This is a genomic window from Paenibacillus sp. KS-LC4 (assembly GCF_036894955.1).
Taxonomy (GTDB): Bacteria; Bacillota; Bacilli; order Paenibacillales; family Paenibacillaceae; genus Pristimantibacillus.
In genome coordinates, this window is sequence record NZ_CP145905.1 from 4,470,363 (window position 1) to 4,496,013 (window position 25,651).

The 25,651-nt window shown below is 48.9% G+C and carries 22 protein-coding genes and 1 riboswitch; of the genes, 6 read left to right on the top strand and 16 right to left on the bottom strand.

Annotated elements, in window-relative coordinates:
- Window positions 1–5: 5 nt before the first annotated feature.
- The 5 genes from pheS to V5J77_RS18860 all read right to left on the bottom strand — a co-directional run bounded on the left by pheS (window position 6) and on the right by V5J77_RS18860 (window position 5,216).
- A complete protein-coding gene (gene pheS, locus V5J77_RS18840; protein ID WP_338552357.1) occupies window positions 6–1,037 on the bottom strand; it encodes a phenylalanine--tRNA ligase subunit alpha in 1,032 nt (343 codons plus the stop codon).
- A gap of 414 nt (window positions 1,038–1,451) precedes the next feature.
- The gene (locus V5J77_RS18845; RefSeq protein WP_338552358.1) at window positions 1,452–2,261 is read right to left on the bottom strand and encodes a copper amine oxidase N-terminal domain-containing protein; all 810 of its coding nucleotides are present in this window, start codon (window positions 2,259–2,261) and stop codon (window positions 1,452–1,454) included.
- Between the two features lie 178 nt (window positions 2,262–2,439).
- Window positions 2,440–2,823: a RidA family protein gene (locus V5J77_RS18850; protein ID WP_338552359.1), complete on the bottom strand. Its 384-nt coding sequence runs from the start codon at window positions 2,821–2,823 to the stop codon at window positions 2,440–2,442.
- Between the two features lie 55 nt (window positions 2,824–2,878).
- Complete coding sequence (locus tag V5J77_RS18855; protein ID WP_338552360.1) at window positions 2,879–3,742, bottom strand: histidine kinase; 864 nt, start codon at window positions 3,740–3,742, stop codon at window positions 2,879–2,881.
- A 22-nt stretch (window positions 3,743–3,764) separates the two neighbouring features.
- Window positions 3,765–5,216 carry a CopD family protein gene (locus tag V5J77_RS18860; RefSeq protein ID WP_338552361.1) on the bottom strand — a complete coding sequence of 484 codons (1,452 nt, stop codon included), beginning with the start codon at window positions 5,214–5,216 and terminating at the stop codon, window positions 3,765–3,767.
- A gap of 182 nt (window positions 5,217–5,398) precedes the next feature.
- Here V5J77_RS18860 and V5J77_RS18865 point away from each other — a divergent pair, with 182 nt between their 5' ends.
- Window positions 5,399–5,563: a hypothetical protein gene (locus V5J77_RS18865; RefSeq protein WP_338552362.1), complete on the top strand. Its 165-nt coding sequence runs from the start codon at window positions 5,399–5,401 to the stop codon at window positions 5,561–5,563.
- Here the strand turns inward: V5J77_RS18865 and V5J77_RS18870 are convergent.
- The gene (locus V5J77_RS18870) at window positions 5,541–6,863 is read right to left on the bottom strand and encodes a VWA domain-containing protein (protein ID WP_338552363.1); all 1,323 of its coding nucleotides are present in this window, start codon (window positions 6,861–6,863) and stop codon (window positions 5,541–5,543) included. The two genes, V5J77_RS18865 and V5J77_RS18870, sit on opposite strands and share 23 nt — an antisense overlap.
- A gap of 148 nt (window positions 6,864–7,011) precedes the next feature.
- On the opposite strand from V5J77_RS18870, the gene V5J77_RS18875 reads away from it, so the two are divergent.
- Both V5J77_RS18875 and V5J77_RS18880 read left to right on the top strand, forming a co-directional pair.
- Window positions 7,012–7,317, top strand: coding sequence for a hypothetical protein (locus V5J77_RS18875; RefSeq protein ID WP_338552364.1), 306 nt, complete (start codon window positions 7,012–7,014; stop codon window positions 7,315–7,317).
- Window positions 7,318–7,333: 16 nt separating this feature from the next.
- Window positions 7,334–7,774, top strand: coding sequence for a GNAT family N-acetyltransferase (locus V5J77_RS18880; RefSeq protein WP_338552365.1), 441 nt, complete (start codon window positions 7,334–7,336; stop codon window positions 7,772–7,774).
- Between the two features lie 100 nt (window positions 7,775–7,874).
- Here the strand turns inward: V5J77_RS18880 and V5J77_RS18885 are convergent, their stop codons facing one another.
- From V5J77_RS18885 to V5J77_RS18895, 3 genes are all read right to left on the bottom strand, one after another.
- Complete coding sequence (locus tag V5J77_RS18885) at window positions 7,875–8,837, bottom strand: aldolase catalytic domain-containing protein (RefSeq protein WP_338552366.1); 963 nt, start codon at window positions 8,835–8,837, stop codon at window positions 7,875–7,877.
- A gap of 111 nt (window positions 8,838–8,948) precedes the next feature.
- Window positions 8,949–9,968, bottom strand: a complete 1,020-nt coding sequence (locus tag V5J77_RS18890; RefSeq protein ID WP_338552368.1) for a hypothetical protein — start codon at window positions 9,966–9,968, stop codon at window positions 8,949–8,951.
- A gap of 164 nt (window positions 9,969–10,132) precedes the next feature.
- Window positions 10,133–10,894 carry a GTP cyclohydrolase II gene (locus V5J77_RS18895; RefSeq protein ID WP_338552369.1) on the bottom strand — a complete coding sequence of 254 codons (762 nt, stop codon included), beginning with the start codon at window positions 10,892–10,894 and terminating at the stop codon, window positions 10,133–10,135.
- Between the two features lie 238 nt (window positions 10,895–11,132).
- Here V5J77_RS18895 and V5J77_RS18900 point away from each other — a divergent pair, with 238 nt between their 5' ends.
- The 3 genes from V5J77_RS18900 to V5J77_RS18910 all read left to right on the top strand — a co-directional run bounded on the left by V5J77_RS18900 (window position 11,133) and on the right by V5J77_RS18910 (window position 14,053).
- Window positions 11,133–11,459, top strand: coding sequence for a helix-turn-helix domain-containing protein (locus tag V5J77_RS18900; RefSeq protein WP_338552370.1), 327 nt, complete (start codon window positions 11,133–11,135; stop codon window positions 11,457–11,459).
- A gap of 429 nt (window positions 11,460–11,888) precedes the next feature.
- Complete coding sequence (locus V5J77_RS18905) at window positions 11,889–13,253, top strand: arsenic transporter (RefSeq protein ID WP_338552371.1); 1,365 nt, start codon at window positions 11,889–11,891, stop codon at window positions 13,251–13,253.
- A 209-nt stretch (window positions 13,254–13,462) separates the two neighbouring features.
- Window positions 13,463–13,629: riboswitch (cyclic di-AMP (ydaO/yuaA leader) on the top strand.
- Between the two features lie 4 nt (window positions 13,630–13,633).
- On the top strand, window positions 13,634–14,053 hold the full coding sequence (locus V5J77_RS18910) for a hypothetical protein (protein WP_338552372.1): 420 nt from the start codon (window positions 13,634–13,636) through the stop codon (window positions 14,051–14,053).
- Window positions 14,054–14,152: 99 nt separating this feature from the next.
- On the opposite strand, the gene V5J77_RS18915 is transcribed toward V5J77_RS18910, so the two are convergent.
- The 7 genes from V5J77_RS18915 to V5J77_RS18945 form a co-directional block, all read right to left on the bottom strand.
- Complete coding sequence (locus V5J77_RS18915; RefSeq protein WP_338552373.1) at window positions 14,153–16,708, bottom strand: glycoside hydrolase family 2 protein; 2,556 nt, start codon at window positions 16,706–16,708, stop codon at window positions 14,153–14,155.
- A 37-nt stretch (window positions 16,709–16,745) separates the two neighbouring features.
- Window positions 16,746–19,286 carry a glycoside hydrolase family 2 protein gene (locus V5J77_RS18920; RefSeq protein WP_338552374.1) on the bottom strand — a complete coding sequence of 847 codons (2,541 nt, stop codon included), beginning with the start codon at window positions 19,284–19,286 and terminating at the stop codon, window positions 16,746–16,748.
- A gap of 158 nt (window positions 19,287–19,444) precedes the next feature.
- The gene (locus tag V5J77_RS18925) at window positions 19,445–20,776 is read right to left on the bottom strand and encodes a sugar ABC transporter substrate-binding protein (RefSeq protein ID WP_338552375.1); all 1,332 of its coding nucleotides are present in this window, start codon (window positions 20,774–20,776) and stop codon (window positions 19,445–19,447) included.
- A 141-nt stretch (window positions 20,777–20,917) separates the two neighbouring features.
- On the bottom strand, window positions 20,918–21,751 hold the full coding sequence (locus V5J77_RS18930) for a carbohydrate ABC transporter permease (protein WP_338552376.1): 834 nt from the start codon (window positions 21,749–21,751) through the stop codon (window positions 20,918–20,920).
- Window positions 21,748–22,665 (bottom strand): sugar ABC transporter permease, encoded by a 918-nt coding sequence (locus V5J77_RS18935; RefSeq protein ID WP_338552377.1) that lies wholly within the window; start codon window positions 22,663–22,665, stop codon window positions 21,748–21,750. The genes V5J77_RS18930 and V5J77_RS18935 overlap by 4 nt, the downstream gene beginning before the upstream one ends.
- Before the next feature lie 297 nt (window positions 22,666–22,962).
- The gene (locus V5J77_RS18940) at window positions 22,963–24,015 is read right to left on the bottom strand and encodes a substrate-binding domain-containing protein (RefSeq protein ID WP_338552378.1); all 1,053 of its coding nucleotides are present in this window, start codon (window positions 24,013–24,015) and stop codon (window positions 22,963–22,965) included.
- Window positions 24,016–24,134: 119 nt separating this feature from the next.
- Window positions 24,135–25,649, bottom strand: a complete 1,515-nt coding sequence (locus V5J77_RS18945) for an alpha-glucosidase/alpha-galactosidase (RefSeq protein WP_338552380.1) — start codon at window positions 25,647–25,649, stop codon at window positions 24,135–24,137.
- Window positions 25,650–25,651 lie beyond the last annotated feature (2 nt).

Sequence of the window (25,651 nt, forward strand, 5' to 3'; positions counted from 1 at the left end):
TCCTGCTACATTTTCGCGAATTGTTGTAAAAACCGAAGATCATTCGTATAGAAATGACGAATATCGTCAATGCCGTATTTCAGCAGCGCAATGCGCTCTACACCCATGCCGAAAGCGAATCCGCTAACTTCGTTCGGGTCGTAGCCGCCCATCTCCAGTACGCGCGGGTGAACCATGCCGCAGCCGAGAATTTCCAGCCAGCCCGTCTGCTTACACATCCGACAACCATGTCCGCCGCATTGCGCGCAGCTTACGTCAACCTCCGCACTTGGCTCCGTGAATGGGAAGAAGCTTGGACGAAGACGGATTTGCGTCTGCGAGCCGAACATTTGCTGGGCAAATTGCAGCAGCGTGCCTTTTAGGTCGCTCATGCGAATGTTAGGCGCAATAACGAGCCCTTCAATTTGATTGAATTGAAAGGAATGCGTCGCATCGTCATCATCGCGGCGGTATACTTTACCTGGACAAATAACTTTGATTGGCTTGCCTTTCATCGCCTGCATCGTTCTCACTTGAACCGGGGATGTTTGCGTACGCATCAGGATATCATCGGTAATGTAAAATGAATCCTGCATGTCGCGTGCCGGATGGTTTTTCGGCAAGTTCAGCGCCTCGAAGTTGTAATAATCCGTCTCGACTTCTGGCCCTTCGGCAATCGTATAGCCTAGTCCGATGAAAATATCCTCGATTTCCTGTGCTACCTTGTTAAGCGGATGTACGGCTCCAGTTGGCAATGCTTTGCCTGGCAGCGTCACATCAATCGTCTCGCCGCGCAAGCGCGCTTCCGTCTCGGCTTGCTGGAATACCGCCTGCTTCTCCTCGATAACGGCTTCAATCGCCGCACGAACGTCATTGCCGACTTGACCGATAATTGGACGCTCCTCTGCGCTAAGTCCGCCCATGCCGCGCAAAATTTCAGTAAGCGCGCCTTTTTTTCCTAAATATTTGACCCGCAGATCGTTAAGCACTTGCGGATTGTCTACCTGTTGCAGCTCTTGCAGCGCTTCGCCGCGCAAAGCCTCCAAACGTTCCTTCATCTGATGCTCGCCTCCTCATTCTTTTGAACAAACAAAAAAAGCCCCTTCTTCCCGCAAGGGACGAAAGAACCGTGGTACCACCCTAATTCGAGCACTCTGCTTGCTCCCCTCTATACAGAGAGGGACAGAACTAGCTTGCTCCTCAATCCCGTTAACGGCGGGAACCGAAACATTCCTACTTGCGAACATGCAGCACCTGCTGGTGCTACGCCGGGTTCAGAAGTCTGCTCAGGAGTGAACTTCAGACAGCCTGTTTTCACGAAAGACGCTCTCAATCTATGGCGACTTCTCCCTGTGTGAAGGCACTGCTTACTTTTCTCCGTCTCAGCATTTCAACTCATATGGATGCAATATCTTTTACATTATAAGCAAATGGCTGGCGCGATGCAATAACTGCCTTGCGATTTGCCCGACTTATGCCCCCGAAATCGGATTTTTGCCTTCGGTGAAGCTGACACTGTCTGCCTTCCAAACGCCATTTACCTTGATTATTTTGGTATCTCGCAAAATGTAAGAAACTTCCCAAGCATCCTGCGAAATGTCCAACGACTGTAGGAAGCTCCCCGTTGTTTTGGTTCTATAGCTGCCAGACGTTACAGGATCTTTAAACGTATAATTATACTCTAGGCCTTTATTTTGAATGATGACATTAATGAGACGGTCGGTAAAATAAGGCTTGAAATAAGTGCGAATCTGCTTCATGGATGACACATCGGCTGCTTCGTTTAATTTATCAGACAGCTGCTTCAGGCGGGCTGCCGATGCTTTTTCAGCGGCCAAAAGCTTAACCGGCTCCACATATACAACAAGCTGCTTCCCTTCGAGTGTAATCGTCGCGACTTGGCCATATGAATTCCAGTCTACACTTGCACCCAGCAGTTGGCTAACGAACCGCAGAGGAACATAGGTTGTGTTGTTGATTAATTGCGCTGGTACGTCTAGCTCCGTTTCAGCTTGATGGACAAGCACCTTTTTTGAGTTAATCGTAAGAAGCAATTCGATATCGTCTTTTTGGATTTCAATCGTTTGAAGCTGCTGGTTCCACTCTACAGCAGCCCCCATATTTTGGGCAACATCACGTAGCGGTATAAGCATCCGGTTGTCCTTCAATTTTCCATTGTTAAGCTCAATAGGCCGATCAGCCGCAAAAACAGGTGCAGAAAGAGCTGGTAAAGCCAGCAGTGTCGCTGTCAATAAGCCTAAAGCGATTTTTTTCAACATCATAATACCTCCATCATGTAACATAGCTGTTGTTATCCCTATTCATATAGACGTGAATTTAATAAAAAAGTTACCCGCTCTTAAACAACACCACAGAATTGTATTCATTCAATAAAAAATGATCAAAAACAGCTCCCTCCATCTTTACGATGAGCAAGGAGCTGTCCTTTAAACTATTCTATTACTCAATAATAGCTTCTGCCTCTATTTCGACAAGCAAGAGCGGATCAATAAGTGCTTTGACCTCTACCATCGTTGCTGCTGGCTGAATCGTGCGAAAAAACTCGCCATGTGCTTTTCCAATCTCTTCCCACTTCGAAATGTCAGTAACGAACATTCGAGTTCGAACGACATCAGACATGCTTGCCCCTAGCTCAGCCAAAGCCTTCTCAATCGTTTGCAGAACAAACCGAGTTTGCTCATAAGGATCTCCTTGACCCACGACCTCGCCATCCTTCATCGCCGTTGTTCCGGCAACTTCAATTCGATTGCCGACGCGAATCGCGCGGCAATAGCCCACAAGCGGCTCCCATGGGGAACCCGTAAATACCTGTTGTCTGCTCATCGCGCTCTCTCCCCCAAGTTTAAAATAAGACTTCCCGCAACCGTTCTTTTTCAGACTAACTGCCTTTTAAAGGCTCCGTCGCTATTTCCACCTGTGTTCCCTGACCGCGCTCACTCTTGACACGAAGCGACCAGCCCATCTGCTTCGCTCGCTCACGCATCATGCGAATGCCATAACGGCCTTTCGCCTCCAACTGCTCGATATCCGCACCTTCTCCTGTATCCGCTACGATACAGTGAAAGCTGCCTAATACTCCGCCTTCAAGCGGATAACAGGCGATACTCACATGCGCGTCGTGCGTGTGCTTGCGAATATTCATTAGCGCCTCACGCACAATCGCCATCAGCTCGACCTTCTCCTTATCTGACAGCGCGTGCTCGGGCAATTGCCAATTGACCTCGGCGGTATAGCCGCCGCCAGCCTCGCGCAGCTCTTCAGCAAGGGAATGAATGGCCGCCCGCCATGGCCCTTCCGCCGGACTTGCATCGGTTGACGATTTCAAGTTGGCAATGGACTGGCGCACGTCCTCGTACACATGCCGAACTGTTCCTCGAATTTGCTCAGTCGTCTGGCGAACACCCTCCGGTGTGTCGGCATGCTCCAGGCTATCCAGCTTCACGGAAAGCAGAAACAACGACTGCGAAATGCCATCATGCAGCTCACGCGCAAGCTTCTCGCGCTGCTCAAAGGAAGACTTCGACAGTCGTTCGCGCTGCAACGCATCCTGCATGAGCTCTAAACGCTTGAACAAGCCGCGCAGCAGCGTCAATGTGACTAAAAAAACAAGCACAGGAGCAAGCACATTGCCCAAATCCATGGAGATGTATGGCAGTAGAAAGGCATGCCTAACATATTCCCAAAGACCAATTGTAAGTGTTGGAATCCACAAGATCAACCATTTCAACCATCTATAAGACACCTGCTACCGCTCCCTGCTTGCATTAATAGTTTTCAAAATCTATGCTTTCGTTCAGCTTGCCCCCGCTCTTATCGACTACCTGCAGCTCAGCCGTCCATTTCCCGGGGAATGGAATATTCATCCGTTCTGCATGATAAGATGTTCTCACAAAACCAGGAAAAGACTCATACGAGGTATCCTCAAAAATTTCTAGCGGCACCTCAAGGGGCGCAAGCTGCTGCTTATCAAGCGAATGCAGCACCAGCTTCACATCTGTTGGCTCTCCCAGCTGCTCCGGCAGCCATATTTTCACCTCGAATTGATTTGCTCCCGGCTCATTTGGCGTTATATTAACGGTAAAATGGCGCGTTTCTCCCATTTTGTGAAACCGGACAGGCGTATTGTCCGGTATAGGGCTCATATAGGTAAAGATGCCGACAATAAGCGTTATAGCCAGCATTAGACCTGCATCCACCTTCAGCACCAAGCCATGCGGCAGCTCACCGCGCCGAACACGGACACGGAGCAACGCGCCTGTGATGATGACAAGCATGACTAGCGCGATTTTCACCAGCAGCCAAATTCCCCAGCTTGTATAAAATAAATAGGACAGGCTTGGCAGCAGCAGCCATGTAATCGCCGCTCCTGTAAGGACAAGCAGCACCATGGATATCCATGCGGCTGTCGTGAAGCGTTCTGCAAAGCGCCCCGCTTCCTTCCGATCAGCAAACCATAAGCCGAGTAATATGGCTAAGCCCCCGCTCCATACAGCCGCACAAGCGAGATGAATAAAATCAAGCACGATGCCTACATTCATATTCGACTGCAACGCCGCCATGTGGCCGCTCCAGCTCTCAATAGCAAGCAATAGCAACGCCCATATGAGCTTGAAGGTATCGCTTCCCTTAATAACGATAAAGCCTAGAAGCGATAATACAAGCAGCGCCAGCCAAGCTTGGCCGGTACTCGTTTCGGTGAACAGCCTCACCCATTCCGGCCCACCGCCTCCGTAGCCCTCCATCAAGCTGCGCGCACTGGCGAATACATACAGAAGAGAAGCAAGCAACAACGCCCGCATCATCGGCAAGCTCCAGAGCTGCATCCGCTTGCGTTGTTCATCGCTTCCTAAGCGAATCCCGCTGAACCAAAGCATCAGTCCTGCCGCCAGCAGCAGCGCGATGTAATATACAATTCTTGCGGTATAAAATAAAGCTGTACCCACACTAAGGCCGCTGTCATGACCATGATCCATATTTTCCATCTGGTCATGCCCAACCTGCTCATGCGGATTAAAGCTCGCTGCAAGTGTTGGTACAACGACAGAAAGCTGCTGGGACTCTAAGCTGCGCGCTGCATGAGCTTCGGCTGGCAGGATGCCAACTAACAGCGCGCAGCTAATCAGAAGCACAGTCAGCATTGCATACGAGGTGATTATTTTGGCTGCTGTTCGCCGTACTAGCTGCTTGCTTCTAGAAAATAAAATATTTAACATCATGCTGCAAATCCCTTCCTTCAGTTATCCTCTTGTAACAGTTTACCTTACAAGACAGCAAAGGACAATTCACTTAGCATGTTGTGAAAGCTGCATAACGCGACAGAGGAGCGTGCATCATGAAAGAGAAGAAGATGCATCATAATTAGGAGCAAGCCACTAGGCAATGGAGGAGGAAATATTACATGGTATTTAACAGCAGCTACACAATCGCCGATTTGAATCATAACGAGGATGCCATTGAAAAAATAAAGCAATTAGAGCAGCGGCTTTCCGCTCAAACCGGAGCAGCCATTACTCTAATTGCTTATAATTATGAACACGACATTACGGCTGAACGTACCGATTAATCATTTCAACGAGCAAATCATTAAGCGGCTTCACCTCGTATTCCCCGGCAGCAGGCTCTAGATGTTCGCCGCCTATGCCGCTGTCATCCGTTAAAAACAAGTAGGTTCCCCCCGTCGCCACCGCCATAAAGCGCAGCAAATATTCCGTTGGGACATCTACCCCGCTGGAGGCGACGGGAATAATACGGATGCCATTCGCGGCTGCCGTTTGCATCAGCTCCTGAATTTCATGAACGACTTCTTCCTTATAATGCGGGGGAGCATCCAATACGAGGAATAGCAGCCTTGCCCGCGCCTGTTTGCTCCAATCATGCTCAAGAATAGCATCACGCAGCGCAGCGTCAACCGCTTCGGGATAATCGCCGCCGCCATCTGCCTTTTCTGCTGCTATTTTCCGGACAACCTCATCGACATCCTTCGTGAACGGAAACGACTTCACCGTATAATCATCATATTTATCCTTATAAAAATTGGCGCTGAGCCTCATATCCAATTGCTGACCATGCTGCTCGCTTACCCGGCCAATGACATCCTTTAGCTCGGCCTCCAAATAGCGCAGCTCATCCTCCATCGAGCCTGTCGTATCGACGACAAACATAATATCGACCTGATTAGAGGGCTCTGCTTCGCCTCCCAAATCCACCTTGAGCGTACCTTGCTCCGGCAATTTAATGCTGCTCAAGCTTTTGCTATACTGCCCTGCCTGAACCTCGACCCTATAATTGCTCTGCTTATCACCTTGGTCTTTGTCAAACAATCCGGCAAATAAATAGGCTTTTCCATCCGTATTTGTGCGTGCCTCCCATACAAGCTCGCGCTGGTTGTCGCTCAGCTTCACAACAGCATCGGATACGGCCCTGCCACCTGAAGTTACAATGACTTCCAGTCGGTTAAAGGCATGAAACCACCAGTAGTATTTATTATCATCGCCCTCTTTGCTATTTAGCAAATTTCCGAAGCGCTGCCATGCCGCCAAATCATCCCATTCCCCCGCCGTAAGCTGGCCTGGCTTCACTTCCGCCTGCTGCGAGGAATAACGCCTGTCTCCACCTTCTCTGCGTTCACCTTCAGGAACAGGCTCTGCAAATTCTTCCTTGCTTGGAGAGCTGTCTTCTTTAGTGCTGCTGCCTTCATCACTTTCCGTAGCTGCATTTTCCGCCGTCGTATTCCCTGTCTCTGTTGTGGTGGAATTACTTCGATCAGGGCCGCTATTCATCCCGCCAGAGCAAGCTGCTGCCAGCATTAGAGCGATAATCAAGACCAATGTGCGAAATAAGATGAATTTTTTTGTATTTTGCATCTTAAATCCCCCTTCTATCTTTTTCCATTTAGACGATTAGAGGGCACTGATTGTTGCATAAATACTTATTCAACATTAAAATAATGAACAGGCTGCAGCGCTGGATTGTCCAGACCAAAAGCGGTGTTTTTCTTAGGAGGATAATCAGATGGAAGCGATAGCGTTAACCAATATTGAAATAATCTATCAGCTCGGAACTCGCCGGCTTACTTTTACGAATGCCGATTTATTTTTAGTGACAGATTTCGGCTCGGCTTTGTGGTACGTCGATGCGAACGGTATTGCAGATTCAGATTTATTAAAATGGTTCAATCAGAGCGAGGACATTCGAATCCAGTTGCTCGTCACATCAATTGACAATCGCACTTTTGAAGGTACAGCTTATTTCCACCCTAATGAGAAGCATTTTGCAGCAGCGATTCGCGGTGAAGGCGAATTGCGCCTTATAAAATAAGGAGGAATAAACCGCTATGCCTATTACAACGCGTCTGGTTCAAAATCAGAAAGACCGGGATGCCGTATTTGAAGTGCGTCGCAGCGTATTTGTTGACGAGCAGGGCGTGCCTGCTGCCAATGAATATGATGAATTTGAAGATACAGCCCAGCACCTGCTCGCCCTCAGCGATACAGTGCCGGTAGGAGCAGGAAGAATACGAGTAGTGGACGGCATTGCCAAGCTGGAGCGCATTTGCATTTTGGCAGACTACCGCAAGCTCGGCATTGGTAAAATCATCGTCGATGCGATGGAGCAAGCGGCCGCGTCCCAAGGACTTACTGCTGCCAAGCTGAATGCGCAAACACATGCTGAAGGATTTTACAGCAAGCTGGGCTATCACACGGTGTCGGACATTTTCTATGAGGAAGACATGCCTCATGTCACGATGACCAAGCAGCTTGCCCAGCGGGTTTAAACCCTGCTCAAATTCAATAAAAAAGCCCTGGACAGCCGCCATTCCAACATGGACGGACTTCCAGGGCTTTTCAATTATACAGGCTGCTGTGAGGCAGCTGCTATTTGCTATGCGATAATTCTGGCGTTGTCATGCGATCATAGAAATCTACCGCTTTATCCTTGTCCTCGGAATCGCGAAGCGCCATTGCCGAACGCGGATGCTCGTCCAAAATACCAGTAATCATGTAAGGAATAATGTAACCCCACTCCTCCTTCTCGCGAAGTGGAATCATGTATTTCTCGATCATATCGAGAACGGGACGTGTTTTGTATCTTGGGTTTTGCAGTTGGGATACGAGAAGCTCTGTGTTGCAGTTGCCTGCTGCGCGGCCCATGCCATAAACGGATGCATCAAGCAGCTCAACGCCGCCTTCAGCAGCAAGCAGCGTATTTGCGAATGCAAGCTGCAAATTGTTATGCATATGCGCGCCCAGACGCTTGTTTGGAAGATATTTGCGGAATTTTTCCGTCAAGTAGCTTACATCATTCGGCTTCAGGCTGCCGTAGGAATCGACGATGTACACAACGTCAACGACGCTGTCATTGATCAATTCAAACGCTTCCAGCAGTTGGTTTTCCATTACATTCGACAAGGCCATAATGTTCAGCGTCGTCTCGTAACCACGGTCACTAAATAGTTTGACAAGCTCAAGACCCTTGTCCACATCTTTCGCATAACAAGCGACACGAATGAGATCAAGCAGGCTTTCGCTGCGCGGCAAAATATCGTTCTCGTCTACGCGACCTACGTCAACAAGTGCCGACAGCTTTGTCGTTCCTTTGTTAGGAATAACGGTTTTGAGAAACTCATCATCCAGAAAACGCCAAGGGCCTGCACTTTCTGCGCCTTTGAGCAGCTTTGGCGAGTTTTTGTAGCCAATTTCCATATAATCAACGCCAGCATCGTTTAGGCTTTTGTACAAGTGCTGGACAAACTCTACGCTGAAGTCCCAGTTGTTTACTAATCCGCCATCGCGAATAGTGCAATCGACGATTTTACAATGACTTGTTTTTGAATTCATGTAAAGGCTCCTTCTGACTGTACGTCGCTAATCTTTAACATCCATCATACTTGAAATGCCTAGGAAACGCAAAATAAATTTGCCCGTTTCTGCCGCCTCAAATCGACCCATTTAGCCGCCAAGCAGCTCCTCCGCCTTCACTTGAAAACGCTCGTGAAATTGCTTAACTGCCGGAATATCCACCTGCTTACCATTGACCCGCTTGAAAACCTGCTCATCCGTCGTCGCCAGCACGTCCAGAAATTGCGCTACAATTTGCGCCGTTACCGTCTCCGGGTGCTCCTTCACCAGCTTTTGATAGCTCGTCTTTACCTCGCTGAGCAGCCTGTACGTTTCCATATCAAATACGGGTGTGTTATTGAGACCATAAATATACATGGACAAATAGCTGTTCAAATAAAGCTGCTCGATTTCCGCGCGCTCAGCCGAATTTGGATACGTTTTAATGTAGGTTTCTGACAGAACCGCGCGATTAGCCAGCTTGTCCCATGTAATAATCAATCCGGCATCCTTTGCTGACACCTCGTTAGATTCTACCGCTCTCAAAAAAATATAATCATTCATCTGCTGCGATACATAATTTTTGTAAACCTTCTGCAGCTCAAAATCAATGATCGGGTAGATCGAGCCCTCCACCATAATGAGCTTGTAGCCGCCCATCAGCTTTGTAATCACAAGCTGCTTCACAGCGGCATCCTGAATTTCAGCGGCATTGGAGGCCGTAATCGGCCACTGCTGCTGGAGCAGCACCTCCTGCACATTATTTTCAAAAAAAGCGTCCTGCGTTCGTTCCAGATCGTTGTTATAATAAGCATTCAGCTCGCGTATCATCGTATCCGCCCGCTCTTGACCAGCCTTTGACATATTCTCGTTCAAAAATGAAACAATTTCGAACGGCTCCTTTGCATTTTGCACCGTCTGGCGGTATTGCTCCAGCAAATTGTCCTTCTCTTGGGGGGCGCCCTGCACGACTGGCGAAACCTGTGCGCCAGAATGGGAATCCCGCCGTTCCTCAGTCATTTCATCATTGTTACTGCACCCTGCAATGAATAATGCAAATAAAAGAATTAAAACATTCCATCTATAGTTACGACTACGCACGTCGCTATTCACCTCAATCGTCATGTTCACCTTGCCCTCTCACTCTAATAGTATATGCCACATTATCGTCAATATCCAATAGACGCATGAACAGAGCGGAAGTTACGGCAAAAAAGCGCGGAAGCAGGCCTCCGCGCAAACTTTTTTCAAAATACATCCGTATCCTTAACTTATCTTCAAAAAATCTCCTGATCTTACAGCGCTTTGACCTGATTATCCCCATGCTGAGCTTCGAACGAATAATGTCCCGACTTCACAACCTTTGTTGTCAAATACTTCTCATTGTAGACGGACGTTTGCCCCCAGAGCGGAACACGGCGGGCAATATGCATGCCAGCTCCACGAAGCGCCTCCACTTTGCGCGGGTTGTTCGTAATAATCGACACAGGCAACGAGCGAAGCAGCTTCAAGACAGCGATGGATTCACTGTAATCGCGAGCGTCCTCAGCAAAGCCCAGCTCCAAGTTCGCATCAACTGTATCGAGTCCTTCCTCCTGAAGCAGGTAAGCCATTGCCTTACTGAACAATCCAATGCCACGGCCTTCATGATTCGCCAAATAAAATAAGGCACCCGTCCCATGCTCGATAATCATCCGCATGGACTGCTTAAGCTGAAAGCCGCAATCACAGCGTTGGCTGCCAAAAATATCGCCCGTATGGCATATGCTATGCATGCGAATCAGCGCATCCTCGCCTTCGGCAAAATCGCCATAGACGAGCACGCTGGATTGCTGAAGCTCCGCATAATGCCCCTTCGCCAGCTCACTGTATAGATCTGTTTTGTCTTGGGCGCTATTTTTCTCACGCTTTAGCCAGCTGTACCACTGAAAAATCTTTGTCTCGCCGTCAAGCTCAACCGGAAGCTGAATAGGTCCGACTACGTGGATATCGTGCGAATCGCCTTCAATCGTTTTTATTTTGTCATTTATAATAGAACGAATGGATGGTTTAATCATTGCTGTGCACCTTCTTCATCTGTATTTGATATAATAGGTTGAAAGGCTAAGCTTCATCTGCTATAAATGCACCTTGCCTCATTGAACAATCATAGGGGAACAAATTTTCGCTTACCTTTAGTAACTAATTATATATTCGAAATTCCATTACGTCAAGTTATGAGCAATCAAAAAGTTTGCTTGTGTATAAATACTAATAAAGCTATACTTAATAGCAAGTTATAATGAGGTGATCTACATGGAGAAATCCGGGCTTTGTCCGCGCCTGTACAAAGGAATGGACATAATAAGCAAACGATGGACCGGCTTGATTATTTATCAGCTGCTGTCCGGGCCGCAGCGCTTCAGCTGCATTCAAGGCGCCCTTCCCATTAGCGGCAGACTGCTGTCTGAGCGGCTTAAGGATCTTGAGAATGAAGGCATCGTAAGCCGAGCCGTCTTTCCAGATATTCCAGTTCGCATCGAATATTCGCTTACTGAAAAGGGACGTGCATTGGAGCCGGTCATTCGCGAATTGCAGCAATGGTCATCCGATTGGGTAGCGCCTATGTCCATATCCAATTAAAAAAGATAACGAAGCAGCCTCGGTCCTTAACAAGTCCGAGGTTGCTTTGCGTTTTTGGAGCGGGGACGCTTCGCGGAATTATAGCAATCTACTATTAACGTCTAGTACCCTCCATCAGTAGGCCACATATACATATATTATTCATATCTCCCCATGATAGACGTCCTCTTATATGTTATCACTAGAAAGGAGGAAACCCGATTGCTTACGATCTTCATTATTTGCTCGTCAGGCCTGTCCCTCTATTTCATTCTTAAGCCTCCTCCACCGATTAAACAGCCCACTATTATATCTCTACCCACTACGGCAACCGATAAACGCTATGAAAGCAGCCGCATAGAAGCCGCTCAGCATAATGCAGCTGCTGTGAATGAATAACCCCTTCCTGCTTCACTATGAATTTAACCAAGAATTCGAGGTGATTAACATTTGATCTCGCTACCTTCCATTATCATTTCCTTGTTTGCCTTCCTCTTCACGATCCTGCTCATTTTATGGCGCCCCAGAGGACTGAATGAAGCCATTCCTGCTACGTTTGGCGCCATACTCATCCTATTGAGCGGAGTCGTCTCATTGACGGATTTGGCACATATTAGCGCCACCGTTAGCGGAGCAGCCATCACGATTATGGCGACGATCGTAATGGCAATCGTGCTGGAGAGCTTTGGCTTCTTTATTTGGGCTGCCGAAGGGCTTGCCATTCGAGCACGCGGCTCAGGACTCAGATTATTCTGGTATGTAAACCTAATGTGTTTTCTAATGACGCTATTTTTCAACAATGACGGCAGCATTCTTATTACAACCCCGATTTTGCTCATTATGTTGCATCATATGGGACTAAAAAATCACCAAAAAATTCCATACCTACTTTCAGGAGCTTTAATTGCTACCGCCTCCAGCGCCCCCATCGGGGTAAGCAATATTGTAAATCTGATCGCGCTGAAAATCGTCGGCATGGATTTGTACATGCATACCGTCATGATGTTTATCCCCGCTACAATTGGTCTGCTGCTGCTCAGCCTGCTGCTATTCTTCTACTTTTACCATCAGCTTCCCCGGCAAGTCCCCCATTCGATTTCAATTGTCCCTATTCAATCTGGCTACCATCCTCTACTCACGCCTAACGGAAGCAAGCCCGCATCTCCCAAATTCAGCAGCCGCTTTATGAAATTAATTCTGCTTTTTGTCTTTTCTGTCCGGCTAAGCTTATTTGCTGCCTCCTATTTGCATATCCCCGTTGAGTGGGTCGCTGTTTTCGGCTCCTTGCTGCTCCTTAGTTGGCGCTGGGCTTACTTGAAAATGCCGCCGAACGACATTTTGCGTAAAATTCCGTGGCATATCCTCATTTTCGCCTTCGCCATGTATATCATTATTTACGGCCTGCACAATATTGGTCTGACGCAATTACTCGTGCAGGTATTCGAGCCGCTTGTCATGGGGAGCCTGATGAATGCAAGCATTTTAATCGGAGGGCTTGTGTCCGCCATGTCTACACTCGTCAACAATCACCCCGCGCTCATGATCGGCACGATCACCCTCACCGAAATGAACCTCGATCCGCTTTCACTCAAAATCGCCTACCTCGCCAGCGTCATTGGGAGCGATATAGGCTCACTCCTGTTACCAATAGGCACGCTAGCCTCTCTCATTTGGATAAATCTTGTTCAGAGAGCCAAAATAAAAATCAATTGGAAGGATTATGTCAAAGTGACGATTGTCGTCATTCCGCCTGTTCTGCTGTTTACTCTCGCTCTTCTTGCTTTATGGGTTGGCTGGATCTTCCCTTCGCATTAGCTCACGACAGCTTCTACATGAACGGTCAGTCCACAATGAACTGCTGTATTCATTATTCATCTGTTATTTCTACAAAATACGAGCGTTGCCTCCAAATAACGGCAGCGTTCGTTCTCATTTGAAGCAGCAGCACTTTTATTTCACTGCTAAAAGGTTTACAAATGAGCCATTAAGGTTTAATATATATCCCTAGCCGAATTCTGGCACTCTATTATTAATCGCTTAATTTTTCAATTGAAAAAGCGGGGGAACCAACGACGTGATTGAAGCGACAGCTTAAATCGCAAGGGGTGAATCCGGTGCGTTCGCGCACTGGTAGGGCAGCTCTCTGGCCCGAATCCGACAGCTAACTCCGTAAGCGAACGTGAGGAGAGATGAATATGATTGTCCTTCATGCGCCGGACGCTCCGCCTAAGGCGAAGCACGCAATGAAGCTTAAGGTCAAGCGCATTGAGCTGTTTGTTATTCCAGCACTCAATGTAGACGCCGCTGGAAACCGGGCCTGCTTGCGGGTAACGACGGACAAAGGCATTGGCTTTGGCGAAACTTTTGTAGACGAAATGGAACGTCCTAACGATTGGGGTCTGTGGTGCAGCGCGCTGAGCAGCTTTATCGGCACCTTGTCCATAACAGGCCGTTCGCTTCGGGGCGAGCAAGCGGATCAGCACAGTGTGTACAACCTGTTCGATCACGCCATTCACCATCTCAAACAGTGGACGGCAGAAATTGAACCGGATGACAGCACCTCCGAGGAGCCTATTTTACTTAGCCGCTCGTTATTCTATCTTTCTATTTTTTAACTTATTTTGAATCAACCTAACACAAAAGAACCTTTCCCACCATCATTCAGCTGACGGGAAAGGTTCTTTTTTATCGGCTATCTAACCTTCCTTGCTATTTCAAATAAAATCCGTCATCGAATGGACGGCAAGCTCGCCCGGCGATGCAGCAATGAAAGCCCGATCTCCTTGCGGATTGCGCGCATAAAACGTAATCGTACGCGGTTCATTCGGCAGTAAATCGAAATAATTGTCACTGAAAATACCCTCGATGGTCGCGGAAAGTCGAACCTGCTTCGCCAGCGTATTCGTCTCCAGAATAAAGGCCGTACCGCCGCTTCCTTCAATCTCACTTACCTTAATAACAGGAGCTATAAGTTCAAGCTCCTTCATCGGCCTGAAATAATGCTCCTTTTCCTCCACAAGCAGTCCATCCTGTCTAAGCTTGGCAGCAAGAACAACTGAGCCTAGCTCAATATCTTCTGGAAGCAGCGCCTTCAGCTCAATGGAGCAGGCCATATGACCCTTATTCGGCTGAAGCGATATGGGAACAGCAAACTTCTTCAGCACCTCGCCTGTGAAGGACCGCAGCTCTAGCCCAAGCTCGCCGATGAAGGGCTCATTTCGATCTGACAATACATAGCAATCGACACAGCTGCCGCTCGTATCATCGAAGGATACTAGCATGTCACGGAAGCTGCGCCCCGCATAATATTGCAGCGCCTTCCAGCGCCCATAATAGTCCATTCCCGCCCATGAGGCAACGGGCCAGCAATCGTTCATTTGCCAATATAACGTCCCCATGCAAAACGGCTTTTTCCGCCTATGAGCCTCAATCGCCGTCTTCATCGCTTCTGCCTGTAGCACCTGGCTCAAATACAGAAATGCCGAAAAATCCTTCGGCTGACGTAAATACATCTCCATATATTCCTTGATCAGTTGGTTGCCGCGTGCGTTTTTCTGATGCGCCAGCATCACCTCCGATTCAATCGCCATATCCGCCTCCACCGCATATTGCTGCACCGTTTGCAGCTCAGGGAAGGATTGAAAGCCGTATTCGCTCATAAAGCGCCCTACATGGACGTTATATTTTTCAAAAGGCTCTATGTTATGCCAAACGCCCCAGTAGTGTATATCACCGCTCCTCGACAAGTTGAAAGCATGCTGCTCCTTGTCTCCCGTCAGCCCGCGCATCGGCGATGAAGGCCAATACGCAATACCATTGCCAAGCCCGGCGACCGCCTGCGGCAAAATCCGATGGAATATCGCCTCATAATCGGCCCACAGCCGCTCACGCTGCTCTGGCGTGTAATCGCGTTTCCAGCCCCAGCCCATATTTTCATCATAATGCGACCAGGCTGTGTCGATTTCGTTGTTGCCGCACCATAAGGCGATACAGGGGTGATTGCGCAGACGCCGAACGTTTTCCTCCGCTTCCAGACGGACATTTTCCAGAAATGCCTCATCTCCGGGATACATGCTGCAAGCGAACATGAAATCCTGCCAGACGAGCAAGCCGTGCTCATCACAAAGCTCATAAAACGCATCCGCTTCATAAATGCCGCCACCCCAAATACGGAGCATATTCATATTCGATTGCACAGCACTCACAATTTCATGACGGTAGCGCTCATACGTCACATCAGGCAGAAAGCTGTCGTTTGGAATATGATTCGCGCCTTTAGCGAATACCGGAACGCCGTTTAGCTCGATATAAAAAGCATGACCCTGCTCGTCTTGATCGGTTACCAGCCTCACTGCCCGCAAACCCGTCGTTACGCTGCGACTGCTCACAAGCTGCTCGACTCCATCCTTTGCTTGCACAAGCCGTGCTTCAAAATGATAGAGCTCCGGCTTGCCTAGGCCTCGGCACCACCAAAGCCGCGGCTCGGTAATAGATGCCGTCAGCTCCACCGACTGCACCCCCGCGTTCAGCTTAACCTGCTGCTCCCAGCGTCTGCCGTCTGCCTCGACCCGTACCAGCCCTTGCCAAGCCCGCTCGCATTCGACCTCTGCAACTATTTTGAGAGCCGCTTGAGCGGACGTTATTTTCTGCTGCTCGATATATAGATCGGTCAGCCGTACTTCCGACCAGGCAACGAGCTTAACCTCCCTCCAAATACCGCTTGTCACAAAGCGCGGACCCCAGTCCCAGCCATAATGATACGGAGCCTTGCGGGCAAATACACTAAGCTTCTTATCGCCAAGTCCACCCAGCTCTGACTGATCATTCGTCGCTGGAAGCGAGTAGCCCAGCTTCTCAAGCTTTGGCAAATCCTCGTTTATAGGCGAACGAAATTTGACGGTTACCTCATTGCCTTCCAGCTTTAATAGCGGCTTAACATTGATTTTCCAGCTGCGGAACATATTGTCCGCCGACAGCATATGCTTGCCATTTACGTACACATCAGCATACGTATCTAGTCCTGTAAATACCAGCTCAAGCTGTGCGTGTGCAAGCATATCCGGCGTCACGCCGAACGTTGCCCGATACTCCCAATCCTGCTTGTCAATCCACTGCAATCCATGCTCATTCGTCCCGTAAAACGGATGGCCTATTTTCTCCTGCCGCAACAGATCTAAATGGACGTTTCCCGGCACTTTCGCTGGCAGCCAATCCTTCTCCCCGCAAGCTCTAAAGCTCCAATCACCTAAAATTATATTCGCTTCGTTCATCGTGTCCTCCAAAATCGTGATAGTAGATTAGAATAGATTAGTTAAAATGTATGTCGGCCTTGTCAGCATTGAGAGCGGACACTTCCAGCGTCTCAGATCGCAGAGGCTGCCCGTCTGCTTGCTGCAAGGTGACCGTAACCAGTTCACCCGGCAGCAGGTCAAAATAGTTATCGCTGAAGCGAACGTTGCCCTGCTTCACAGTGATTTTCACCAGACGCGCAACACCGCCCGAAGCCACGATTGTAATCGTCTGCTCCTGCTCATTAAACGTCGCTGCAAGGGTGCTGTTCGGCAGGCTGAGCTCCCGATGATCACGTAAATAATAATAATTGTCCGGCGCGTCCAACAAAGGAGCGGACAGCTTCACAATGACCTGCTCTGGCGCAGCATCGCCTAGCACTTCTGCCTCTGCAAGCTCGACCAATTGAATTGCCGTATTTGGCGGCAGCTTGACGTCAAAGCTCTGCTCATACACCAAGGCGCCATCAAGAGTAAAGCACTGGAACAGCACTTCGCCCTCATGCGCTGACAGCCGGTCATTAACAGCCCATACGCAGAGCGGCTGCCCTGGCTCATAATCGAGCGACAGCAGGAGCGGATGGTAAAACTTTTTCGCATAATAAAAAGAAGCCTTCGGCAGCAGCTCATAATCAATCAGCGACCAGCTCGTGCCTGGCCAGCTGTCATTATGCTGCCAGACGAGCGCTCCGCTCGTGCGATGCTTATTGCGCCTGTAATGCTCAATGCCATATTTTAAGCCCTCCGCCTGCGTGAGCATGGAGAAGTTCATATATTCTTCGATATTTTGCGGAATGCCTGTATAACCTTCCATGAGCAAAATGCCCTTCTGGTGGTTCGTATCCTTGTTGCGATGCGCCAGCTCTACGCTGCCCCAATAAAATTCGCCTTCCGGGATATAGCGCTCCAGCGTATAGCGGTTCGCCGAGGCGTGCATGCCGAACTCGCTGCTGAACAGGGTGAAATCCTTTTTATAATTTTTGAACGTGACGCCTTCAATACTGTAATCAAGCAGCGGCGCCTCGCCGAATTTGCGCGGGTACACCGAGCCATGCCATACTTGCCAATTGTGACGGTCACCGACATCAGGATCGTTGGCATCATTGCCGCCATAAGGCGACGAAGGCCAATACGGCCTGCTGCTGTCATATTGCTCCAGCACCTCCGGCAGCAGCTCATGGTAGATGCTCTCCCCATAGAAGGGACAAGTAATATCCCCGCCAGCCGACTTCATATCATACAGCCAGTCAATTTCGTTGTTGCCGCACCATAAGGCAAGCGACGGATGATTGCGCAGGCGCTTCACATTATCAATCGCTTCCTGCCTCACATTTTCCATAAAATTACGATTGAAATCGGGGAATAGTGCGTTTGCAAAGGCAAAATCCTGCCAGACGAGCACACCAAGACGATCGCATTCCTCGTAAAAAACATCCTTCTCATAAATGCCGCCAGCCCAAATGCGCAGCATATTCATATTGGAATCGACAGCCAGCTCGATGAGATCGGTATAACGCTTGTCCTTCACCGCTCCAATAAAGCTGTCTGCCGGAATCCAGTTGGAGCCTTTAGCGAACAGCTTGACTCCGTTCAGCAGGAAGGCAAAGGCGGGCTTTCCAGCCTTATCCTCCAGCTGCAGCTCAATTGTTCGAATGCCGCAGCGCTTGCGATAGCTGTCAACCTGCTCGCCAGCCGCAAGCAGCTGCACCTCAAGCTCATACAAATACGGCTCGCCAAGATCATGCGACCACCATAGCTGCGGTTGCTTTACGACCAGTTCCGCCGCCGTCTCGCGTCCGCCTTTTACGGAAATCGCCGCAGATGCCGCGACCTCGCCCTCCCTCGTAAACAGCTTGATTTCAGCAGTCAGCTGCGCCTGCTTATGATAGGCAACCGCATCAACGGCTACTCTCAAGGCTGCTGCTTCCTTGCCAGCCGATAACGTTTGAACGAATACACTGTCGAGCTTAGCGACACGTCTGCGCTCCAGACGAACGCCGCCCCAAATGCCGACGGTCACCATTCGCGGTCCCCAGTCCCAGCCGAAGTTCATCGCAGCCTTGCGCAGCCATGGACGTTCCTTCGTATAGGAGGACCACTGGAATTGCTCCTTATCCTGATGATGCAAATGCAGCGGGTCAAAGCGGACAGCAATCGCATTTTTGCCCGGACGCATGACCCTCGTCACATCAAAAACATAAATGCGGTGCATATTTTCCGCTGTTCCGATTTCCAGTCCATTGACGAAGATCGTCGCAAATGTGTCCAGCCCTTCAAAAATCAGCTCATGCCGCTCCCCGTGACCGTCATGCCGCTCATGAATCTCATAGTCGAACTGCGCTCGATACCACCACTCCTTCTGCTCGATCCAGCGGCATTTGATGTCGTTATGCCCAAAATAGGGATGCTCAATAATGCGCCGATCAATCAGTGTGGAATGCACATCGCCGGGAACGTTCGCCGTCATCCAAAAACGGTCGTCAAGTCCTGGTGCCGCTACCTGAAGAGGAGGCTTCTCCCCTACCTCAAAATGCTGCAATCGCCAGTCTGTTATTTTCATAGGGCTCTCATCCTCCAATTTATCTCTAGCTGTATGTTGAAAAAAATACGTGAAACGCGAAAAGACCCGCCTCCAATCGCTTGCGATTTATCAGCTGGGCCTTCTCCGCGCTATGGCTGTTCCACCGTGCTTTTTTTTACAATTTCAATTCGCTATCCTTATTTGCTGAGCTTCGCTTCTGCGTCTTTCCCTTTATCGAGCAGCGTTTGGTAAGCTTCCTCAAGCGTTACTTGTCCGAACATAACCGCTTCCATCTCGGATTTGTACGTTTTCACGAAATCCTCGGCACCTGCTGGAGCTGGATAGAAAGGCAATGCTTTCGGTTTGGCCGCTTCCAGCAGCTCTTTAGCAAACAAGTCACCGGACGTAAGTGTCGGCTCAAGCTCCTTGAACACCTCTTCATTGATTGGAATACCGCGTGTCAGTCCAAGCGTCTTGCCGGATTCTTTATCGGCCACGAACCATTTAATGAACGCCTTCGCCTGCTCCTTGTTAGCCGAGCCTTCGCTCACAGACAGGAAAATCGTCGATTGCGCCCAGCCGCCGCCAGCTTCGCCAATCGGAATACTGCCTACTCCAAGCTTGCCGGGAAGCAAGGATTCAATAACGCTTGCCGAGCCGACAGATGCGGTTCTCAGCATCACTTTGCCTGAAGCCATCGAATCGAGCTGCGGATCATTTTCCTTAAAGGATAGCTGCTGGTCTGCTGCGGGCACGATGCCAGCTTTGCGGAAGTCCGCATAAATTTGCTGGAACTTCATCCAAGTATCTTTATCGAGATTAAACGTCGTACCGTCCTTGAAGATTGGCCCTTTGCCTTGAGAGGTTTGATAATATTGATAAAATTCCCAAATGTTCGTCATATCGTCAATGCCGTATTGGCCCTTCGGCAGCTTCTCGTGCGCCTCTTTCGCATAAGCGAAAAAATCATCCCACGACCAGTTGCTCGCTGGAAGCTTAACTCCCGCCGCATCCAGCGCCTCTTTATTGTAGACGATGCCTTGTCCGTTATAGCTGAGAGGAACGCCGTACACCTTGCCGCCAATTTTAATATTTTCCAAAACCTGTGCATCTACGACGCCAGACAGATCAATATCGGAAAGATCCGCCAGCAGACCCCGTTTCGCATAGCCTTGAATGTAAGCGGCATCCATCTGCAGCACATCTGGCAGCGTGTTCGATGCAGCTAGCGTCGGCAGCTTCTCCCAATAACCGTCCCATGCTGTATACTCAGGCGCGAACGTCACGTTCGGATTTTTCGATGTATACAGCTCCAAATCCTTAAGCGTGGCATCATGTCTTGCCTGCGAGCCCCACCACATCATCTTCAGCTTTGCCGCAGCATCGGCATTTCCCGCAGACGAAGCCGCTGGCGCCGTACTCGCTGGAGTTGTACTGCCACCGCTGTTTGAGCCGCAGCCAGAGAGAACGAGGGGAACCGAAATCAGTGTAACAGGCAGCCATTTCAACCATTTTCTTTGTGTTTTCATGCGTAGAACACTCCCTTTTTTATATAAATGTTGTTGAAGCCGATCGTTAAGCGCAAACAGCCGAAGCCGTCCTTTGGCGGTAAAGCTAACGTTTCGCGGTAAAGTTTCGCGGTAAAGTTTCGCGGTAAAAGGCTTGAAGCTTTACCCTTTAATCCCTGTTGTCGCGATGCCTTCTACGAAATGCTTCTGGGCGACGAAGAACAATATCGCCGACGGAACGACAGATAATAGTGACATCGCAAGCAATTGTCCCCATTGGACTTCGAATTGGTCAATAAACATCCGCAACGCCAGACCAACCGTAAATTTCTCGACTGAGCTGAGGTAAAGCAGCTGCGAGAAGAAGTCATCCCAGCTCCATAGGAAGGTAAAAATCCCTACAGTGACAAGCGCTGGCTTAATGAGCGGTGCGATAATGCGGAAGAAGATGCCATATACCGATGCCCCATCAATTTGCGCCGCTTCATCAAGCTCACGCGGAATGCCCCGTACAAACTGGACGACCAGGAAGACGAAGAAGGCGCCGCCGCCGAAGAAATGCGGGAGAATAAGCGGAACATAGCTGTCCGTGAACCCTAGCTTGTTGAACAATATATATTGCGGCACGACGGTTACTTGAGCCGGCAGCATCATCGTGAGCAGCAATATGGAAAACCAGAAATTGCGAAGCTTGAAGTTCAGACGGCCAAAGCCGTAGCCAACAAGCGCTGCTGTGGCGACGCCGCCAATGACGTTCCAAAACTCCATCATTAAGGTGTTTGCGAAGAAGGTGGCAAAGGTGAACTGGGGCGAGAAGCTCCAGCCGTTCGAATAGTTTTCCCACATGAAGACGGTCGGCCATAGCGACGGCTCTCCAAGCTCAGCCATGCTTTTGAACGATGCCCCAACCCACCAAATAACCGGATAAAGCATCAGCAGCGAAAATGGGAGCAAAATCAAATGGGTACGAAGTCCAGCTAGCTTTTCTGATCTCATTTGGCTTTCCCCCCATCCGATTCATAGAACACCCAATATTTCGATACTAAGAAATTAATAGCTGTAAAGGCCGCGATAATGACGAGCAATATCCAAGCAAGCGCTGATGCATAACCCATTTCATACTGCTTAAATGCCTTCTCGTATAAGAACAGTACGTACATATAAGTTCCGTTTGCCGGGCCGCCCTGTGTAATGATGAAAGCAGAGGTAAACATTTGGAAGGCGTTGATAATGCCCAGCACAAGGTTGAAGAACATAACAGGCGAGAGCATCGGAATCGTAATTTTGAAAAACTGGCGAAGCTTGCTCGCTCCATCAACGGAAGCCGATTCATAGAGGTCTTTCGGAATTTGTTTAAGCCCCGCTAGAAAAATAACCATCGTTGATCCAAACTGCCAAGCGTTCAGCAAAATCAATGTGCCTAGTGCCGTATCCGGATTGGATATCCAACCAATTCCTTCAATGCCGAACCAGCCAAGCACATGATTGACGTAGCCATCTAGGCCAAACATGTTTCTCCACAGTGCGGATACCGCAATGCTGCCGCCGATTAGCGATGGAAAATAAATGGCCGTGCGATACCAGTTGAGGCCTCTTACCTTCTTGTTAAGTAAAATCGCAACCATTAGCGAGAAAAACAGTTTAATCGGAACGGCAAGCAATACGAAGGTGAAGGTGACCGTTAGCGATTTTATAAACAGCCTATCCTTCGTAAAGATGCTCTCGTAATTATCCGTCCCGGTCCACGTTGGTGAATCCAGCAGCGAATAATCGGTGAAGGACAAGTAGAACGATTGTAAAATCGGCCACAGCGTCAGCAGCAGAAAACCGATTAGCCAAGGAGAGATAAATACGTAGCCGGCAATATCATGCCCCGTAATTTTCCAGCGGCTTTGTTTTTTTTCAAGCATGGCAAGACCTCTTTTCAGCGCGGGATAAATGGTCGAACTTTGTTGAACCCTGTATATCGTAAACCAATAGTAGTATGAAAGCGTAAACAATGTCAACCTAATTTTTATTGAATGTTATGTTTATAATAAATAACTGAGGTTTACTTAAAGCGTTTACAACAATAACAAGAAACAAAAATCTGCTTTATCCCGCAAAAAAAGACGGTTTAACGAGGAGATTTCCCCGCTAACCGCCTTTTAGTGAAGCTATATCGCCTTTGCTGATCTACAACTTAAAACCTAACAAATTTATCTTTATTAATTTACAGGATCACCTACACTTTCCCGAATAATTAAATCGCTTTGCAGCAAAATTTTCGCATAGGGCATAGGCGCGTTTTCCAGCCGCCATTGCAGCAGTTCAACGGCCTTAATACCAAGCGCCTCCTTCTCTGCATTTACCGTCGTAATCATTGGCGTTTCGCCTAATATTTCAAGATTGTTGTCAAAGCCCGTTAAGGAGCATTGCTCGGGAACCTGCTTGCCAAGCCGCTGCAAAGCATTCATTGCGAGCAAGGCAATTTGGTCATTTGCACATACGAATGCAGTTGGAAAACGGCTGGCTTCAAGCTCTATCAGACTGGACTGCAGCAAATTCAAATTAAACTCGTCCAGCGTCGGCTTTACTTTAAGCAAGCCCTCATTAGGCACATATTCAAGCCGGCACTCGTCCATAACCGAGCGGAAGCCGCTCCAGCGATCAATAAAGCTGCGGGAATAACCAAGCTCCCCGATAAATTGAATGCGAGTATGGCCTTTGCCGATCAAAAACTTGACCAGCTTGCGAATGATATCATAGTTGTTCATAAAGATGCTGTCGCATTCCAGCAGCTCATCCTCATGGTCAACCAAAATAAACGGAATGGCCTTGTTGCGCAACTCGACCAGCATCGGTGTAGCGATCAAGCCCACACCAATAATACCCATTAAGCCTTCAGGCTTCATGACGAGGTTGAAATTTCGCGGCGAATCATCCGATATAAGGACGGAGCCCAGCCCCTTTGCCTCCAAGCTTTTGGAAATGCCATCAAGCACTTTGCCCCAATAGCCCGACTCCTTGTTTTGGCTGCGAATATTCGGAATGAGTATGCCGACAATTTGATGCTCTTCCTCGTTCGTATGCTTGCTGCTTGGCAGCTTTTTGGCACTTTTCTGGTTCATGTAGCCAAGCTGCGAGGCCATTTCAAATATTTTGCTTCGCGTAACGGCGCTAATGCCCGATTTTCCCGATAGAGCTTTGGATACCGCATATTTGGATACGCCTACCCGATCCGCAATTTCCTGCATCGTAACCTTTTTTTGCTTCCCCACGGTCAATCACTCCAAGTCTAAACCAATGTAGTCAACTACTATTTTGTAAACCAAATAATTTATTGATTATCATAACAAATCCACTCCTCCCTGTACACAAGGTAATATTTAGTAATATTTTACCATTCTGTAGTTGCGGCGGCAGGACGATCAATGGCCTTATCCGACTCCCCCGCATTGCGACTTGCTTCCTCACGGTTGCTCTGCATTTCTTCAACCGATTTTGTTTTCAGACGCGCTGCTCCTTCATAGCTGCGCACCGGAATGGCAAGACCATTTTCCAAACGTTTTTTTGCGGCAGCAATTGCCTCTCCGTATTGCGGAAGCCATTGCTCCTGGGCAACAAGCATTTCATCGACCATTTGCCAAATCTCATTCGGGTTACAAACGGCTCCGACCAGCGGGTCCATCATCATCGCTTGGCGCAGCAGCTTGTCATCGCCCTGAATCGCCGCTTCGACAGCCAGCCGCTGAACGGAAATGCTCACATTGCACAAAGCCGCGCAGCCTAACGGTAAATCACCGACATGCGGCATGCTGATGCCGTTCCGATCCGCATAGCCCGGCGCTTCTATAATCGCATCATCCGGCAAATTGGCAATTACGCCATTGTTAACGACGTTGAAGTGGCCGCGGTACACCCGTCCCGTCTCCAGCCCCTCGATAATGTACGAGCCATGCTCCTGACCCCGATGCTCCTTGGCGTAGACCTTAGGCTCTTCCTTCATCCAGTTCGGGAAATCAGTCTCGAACCAGTTGCGCCCTTCTGTGCATACGCGCAAGTAACCGCCCGTTTCACCATTAATCCACGTTCCAAGATCGATCCAGTCGCGAATTTCCTCAGGACGCTTGCGGTACCAAGGCACATATTCGCTCAAATGACCGTTGGATTCCGTACTGTAGTAGCCGAAGCGGCGCAGCATGTCGATGCGCACCTTCTCTGTTTTGCTGAATTCCGGATGCTGTTCAAAGGCCTCCAGCAGCTTGCCCGTCATATCCTCGCCATTATGTTTAATTTGCACATACCACGTTTGATGATTGATACCTGCGCAAATAATGTCAACCTCTTCCCGCGGAAGGCCAAATACTTCAGAAATTTGCGCATGTCCGCCCTGAACACCATGGCATAAGCCAATCGTTCGTACACCGCCATATTTATTACAGGCCCACGTCAGCATCGCCATCGGGTTCGCATAATTCATCAGCAGGCAGTTTGGCTCCGCCACCTCGCGGATATCCTTGCAAATATTCATCATTTCGACGATGCCCCGCTGACCGTACATAATGCCGCCCGCACAAATCGTATCGCCCACACATTGGTCTATGCCGTATTTGAGCGGGATGTCCACATCGGTCTGAAAAGCTTCCAAGCCACCGACACGAATCGTTACAAAAATGTAACGTGCATCCTTCAGCGCTTCGCGGCGATCGGTCGTAGGCTCGATCTCAATTTCTAATCCGTTCTCATTAATATCGCGCTGGCAAAGCTGGGTAACCATGTCGAGATTTTGCGGATTAATATCCTGAAAAGCGACTTTGATATGATTAAATTCTGGTACAGTCAGCAAATCACGCAGCAATCCTCTAGTAAAACCAATACTTCCTGCTCCAATAAATGCAACTTTAAATGACATTG

Bases quoted from the DNA above. Each gene is read 5' to 3' on its own strand.
- pheS (WP_338552357.1), bottom strand. From the start codon at position 1,037: ATGAAGGAACGTTTGGAGGCTTTGCGCGGCGAAGCGCTGCAAGAGCTG.
- V5J77_RS18845 (WP_338552358.1), bottom strand. From the start codon at position 2,261: ATGATGTTGAAAAAAATCGCTTTAGGCTTATTGACAGCGACACTGCTG.
- V5J77_RS18850 (WP_338552359.1), bottom strand. From the start codon at position 2,823: ATGAGCAGACAACAGGTATTTACGGGTTCCCCATGGGAGCCGCTTGTG.
- V5J77_RS18860 (WP_338552361.1), bottom strand. From the start codon at position 5,216: ATGATGTTAAATATTTTATTTTCTAGAAGCAAGCAGCTAGTACGGCGA.
- V5J77_RS18865 (WP_338552362.1), top strand. From the start codon at position 5,399: ATGGTATTTAACAGCAGCTACACAATCGCCGATTTGAATCATAACGAG.
- V5J77_RS18870 (WP_338552363.1), bottom strand. From the start codon at position 6,863: ATGCAAAATACAAAAAAATTCATCTTATTTCGCACATTGGTCTTGATT.
- V5J77_RS18875 (WP_338552364.1), top strand. From the start codon at position 7,012: ATGGAAGCGATAGCGTTAACCAATATTGAAATAATCTATCAGCTCGGA.
- V5J77_RS18880 (WP_338552365.1), top strand. From the start codon at position 7,334: ATGCCTATTACAACGCGTCTGGTTCAAAATCAGAAAGACCGGGATGCC.
- V5J77_RS18885 (WP_338552366.1), bottom strand. From the start codon at position 8,837: ATGAATTCAAAAACAAGTCATTGTAAAATCGTCGATTGCACTATTCGC.
- V5J77_RS18895 (WP_338552369.1), bottom strand. From the start codon at position 10,894: ATGATTAAACCATCCATTCGTTCTATTATAAATGACAAAATAAAAACG.
- V5J77_RS18900 (WP_338552370.1), top strand. From the start codon at position 11,133: ATGGAGAAATCCGGGCTTTGTCCGCGCCTGTACAAAGGAATGGACATA.
- V5J77_RS18910 (WP_338552372.1), top strand. From the start codon at position 13,634: ATGATTGTCCTTCATGCGCCGGACGCTCCGCCTAAGGCGAAGCACGCA.
- V5J77_RS18915 (WP_338552373.1), bottom strand. From the start codon at position 16,708: ATGAACGAAGCGAATATAATTTTAGGTGATTGGAGCTTTAGAGCTTGC.
- V5J77_RS18920 (WP_338552374.1), bottom strand. From the start codon at position 19,286: ATGAAAATAACAGACTGGCGATTGCAGCATTTTGAGGTAGGGGAGAAG.
- V5J77_RS18925 (WP_338552375.1), bottom strand. From the start codon at position 20,776: ATGAAAACACAAAGAAAATGGTTGAAATGGCTGCCTGTTACACTGATT.
- V5J77_RS18930 (WP_338552376.1), bottom strand. From the start codon at position 21,751: ATGAGATCAGAAAAGCTAGCTGGACTTCGTACCCATTTGATTTTGCTC.
- V5J77_RS18935 (WP_338552377.1), bottom strand. From the start codon at position 22,665: ATGCTTGAAAAAAAACAAAGCCGCTGGAAAATTACGGGGCATGATATT.
- V5J77_RS18945 (WP_338552380.1), bottom strand. From the start codon at position 25,649: ATGTCATTTAAAGTTGCATTTATTGGAGCAGGAAGTATTGGTTTTACT.